The sequence below is a fragment of the Burkholderia sp. E168m23 genome (assembly GCF_016586125.1).
GTDB lineage: Bacteria > Pseudomonadota > Gammaproteobacteria > Burkholderiales > Burkholderiaceae > Burkholderia > Burkholderia orbicola.
This window is the reverse complement of the sequence record NZ_BCPP01000754.1, coordinates 1-3,589: the sequence shown is the minus strand read 5'-3', so window position 1 is coordinate 3,589 and position 3,589 is coordinate 1. Positions and strand designations below refer to the sequence as shown.

At 72.6% G+C, this 3,589-nt stretch carries 1 pseudogene; it reads left to right on the top strand.

Annotated features, from left to right (window positions below):
- A pseudogene (locus tag JMF90_RS28915) lies at window positions 1-3,586 on the top strand (amino acid adenylation domain-containing protein); the annotation flags it as partial.
- Window positions 3,587-3,589: the final 3 nt, after the last annotated feature.

Sequence of the window (3,589 nt, the reverse complement as noted above, 5' to 3'; positions counted from 1 at the left end):
CTGCTGACCGACGCGCTCGCGCGCCCGGATCTGCCGATTGGCGATCTCGACTGGCTGCCTGCCGACGAACGCGCGCAGCTTTTCGCATGGAATGCGCCGGCCGGCGCGACCGAGGCCGAGCCGTTCGTACCGGTGCATGCACGCATCGCCACCCATGCGCACGCGCGGCCCGACGCACGCGGCGTCGCCGATATCGATCGCGCATTGACGCGCGGCGAAGTCGATGCCCGTGCGGCGCGCCTCGCGCGCCACCTGGTGGCGGCCGGCGTGCGCCCCGAGATGCGCGTCGGCGTCGCGCTGCAGCGCTCGGTCGACCTGCTCGTCGCGCTGATCGCGGTACTGAAGTCGGGCGCCGCGTTCGTGCCGCTCGATCCGGCGCATCCGCGCGAACGGCTCGCGCAGATCGTCGGCGATGCGAACATTGCGCACGTGCTGACCGACGCCGCGAGCGCCGCGTCGCTGCCCGACTTGCCTGAACTGCGCATCTGGCGCGCGGACGCAATCGATGCGCTCGACGAAGCCGCGCACGTCGCGCTGCCGGACGTGCTGCCCGGCCACGCGGCGTATGCGATCTACACGTCGGGTTCGACCGGCAAGCCGAAGGGCGTGATCGTCGACCACGCGTCGTTCGCGCTGCATTGCGCGGCGATCGCCGAGCGCTACGGCGCGGGTGAAAACGACGTGTTCCTGTTGTTCCAGTCGGTGAATTTCGACGGCGCGCACGAAGGCTGGTTTTCGCAATACATGTCGGGCGCCGCCGTGTCGGTGACGGCCGACGTGCTGTGGCCGCCCGCGCAGACCTGCGCGATGATGATCCGCGACGGCGTGACGATGACCTACGTGCCGCCCGGCTGCGCCGCCCAGCTCGCCGAATGGGCGCTCGCGCACGGCGCACCGCCGACGCTGCGTTCGCTGACCGTCGGCGGCGAGGCGACGTCGCGCGAGGCGTTCGCGATGCTGCGCCGCGCGCTGCCGAACGTGCGCGTGGTCAACGGCTACGGCCCGACCGAAACCGTCATCACGCCGACGCTGTGGATGTTCCGGCCCGGCGACGAGCTCGCGAAGCTCGGCGACGCCGCGTATCTGCCGATCGGCACGCTGGTCGGCGCGCGCACCGCGCACGTGCTCGACGCGCGGCTGCATCCGCTGCCGGTCGGCGTGATCGGCGAACTGTACCTGGGCGGCGAGGGGATCGGCGTCGCGCGCGGCTACCTCGACCGTCCGGCGCTGACCGCCGAGCGTTTCGTGCCCGATCCGTACGGCGCGCCGGGCGCGCGACTGTACCGTACCGGCGACCTCGTGCGGCGCCGCGCGGACGGCGTGTTCGATTTCATCGGCCGCGTCGATCACCAGGTGAAGCTGCGCGGCCTGCGCATCGAACTCGGCGAAATCGAAGCGCAGCTCGCCGCACACGATGCGGTGCGCGAAGCCTGCGCGGTCGTGCACGGGCAGGGCGCGCTCGCGCAGCTCGTCGCGTACGTCGAGCTGACCGCCGAAGCGCAGGCGGCCGCGCAGCCGGTCGAAGCCGCGACGCTCGACGCGCATCTGCGTCGCACGCTGCCCGATTACATGGTGCCCGCGCAACTGATCGTGCTCGACGCGCTGCCGCGCAACGCGAACAGCAAGGTCGACCGTGCGCGGCTGCCGGCGCCGGTGCGCGTCGAACGTGCGTACGAGGCGCCGCACGACGGCGACGAAGCCGCGCTCGCGGCGATCTGGTGCGACGTGTTGAACCTGGAGCGCGTCGGCCGCGGCGATCACTTCTTCGATCTCGGCGGTCATTCGCTCGCCGCCGTGCGTGTCGCGACGCGCGTGGCCGAACGGCTCGGCCGCGACGTGCCGGTGCGCGCGCTGTTCGAGGCGCCCGTGCTCGCGCAATACGCGCGGCAGGTGGCCGATGCGCCGCGCGCCGCGCATACCGGCGCCACGGCGCCGGGCGTCGCGGTGGCCAAACCGGACGCTCACGGCGTGTGGCCGCTGTCACCCGCGCAGCTCGGCCTGTGGTTCCTGTGGCGCGCGCAGCCGGACAGCGCTGCGTACAACATTCCGGTCGCGCTGCGTGTGCGCGGCCCGCTCGATGTCGATGCGCTGCGCGCCGCGTTCGCGGATGCGGCAGCCGAGCATCCGGCGCTGCGTGCACGGCTCGTCGCCCGCGACGGCGCGCTGCCGGGCCAACGGATCGACGCAGACGTTGCCGTCGACCTGCCGGTGATCGACCTGTCGGCCCAAACCGATGCGCTGGCCCGCGCGGCCGCGCTGACCGACGAGGATGCGCTCGCGCCGTTCGACCTCACGGCCGACGCGCCGCTGTGGCGCGCCCGCGTGTTGCGACTCGGGGCGGACGATCACGTGCTGTCGGTGACGATCCATCACATCGTATCGGATGGCGAATCGATCGAGCTGTGGCTCGACGCGGTGCGGGCCCGCTATGTCGCCCGCATGCAGCGCGGCGCCGCTCTGGTCGACGAAGCCGTCGAACCGGCCGCCCAACCGCTCGTGCTGCCCGCGCCATGCCATCCGGCGCGCGTCGCGTACTGGCGCGATGCACTCGCCGATCTGCCGTCGCGCGTGTTAGCCGCAGCGCACCGATGCGCCGGCCGTGCCGCAATGGCGTGCGGCCCGCATCGCGTTCGAATTCGATACGCAGCTGATTCGCGCCGCGCGCGACGCCGCGTCGGCCTCGCACGCGACGCTGCCGATGCTGCTGCACGCGGCGCTCAACACCGCGCTGTTCCGCGCGACGGGCGCGGCCGACCAGCCGGTCGGCGTGCTCGCGTCGACGCGCGAACTCACGGGCGACGCGGCGCGTACCGCGCTGGGCCTCTTCATCAACTCGGTCGTCGTGCGCACGCGGATCGACCCGGCCGCGCGCCGCGCCGACGTGCTGGCGCAAGTGCGCGACACGGCGCTCGCCGCGTATGCGCATGCCGACGTGCCGTTCGCCGACGTCGTCGCCGCGCTGCGCGCGCCGCGCGCCGCGCAGGCCAATCCGCTGTTCCAGGTGATGTTCAACTACCTGCGCCCGACCGGCGCGACCGCACGCGACTGGGCCGGCCTGTCGCTGGCCGAATTCGACGACGTGCGCCATCGCGTCGTGTTCACGCTGGAGCTGGACGTCGTCGAGCATCCGGACGGCCGCGTGAGCGCCGCGTTTTCGTATGCAGATGAACTGCTCGCGCGCGATTTCGTCGACGCGCTCGTCGATCTGTATCACGACGAAGTCGCGCGTTTCGCCGGCGCGTCGGAAGCGGCGCTCGGTGCACCGGATGCGCAAGCAGCCAAGCACACTGCGTTCGACGCGCGCACCAATGGCGCAACCCGGCCGAACGCAACGCCGTCGCATGCCGCCGCCGCGCTCGCCGCGCTGTGGTCGGACACGTTCGCGACGGCCGCCCCCGAGCCCGATGCGGACCTGTTCGAAGCCGGCGCGACGTCGTTCGACGTCGTGCGCTTCGTCGACGCGGCCGGCCGTGCCGGCCATGCGCTGACGGTGGCCGACGTGTTCGCGGCACCGACGCTCGCGGCGCTCGGCGCGCGGCTCGATGCGCACGCGGAAACGGGACAGGAGGCGCGCCATGCTGGCTGAAGT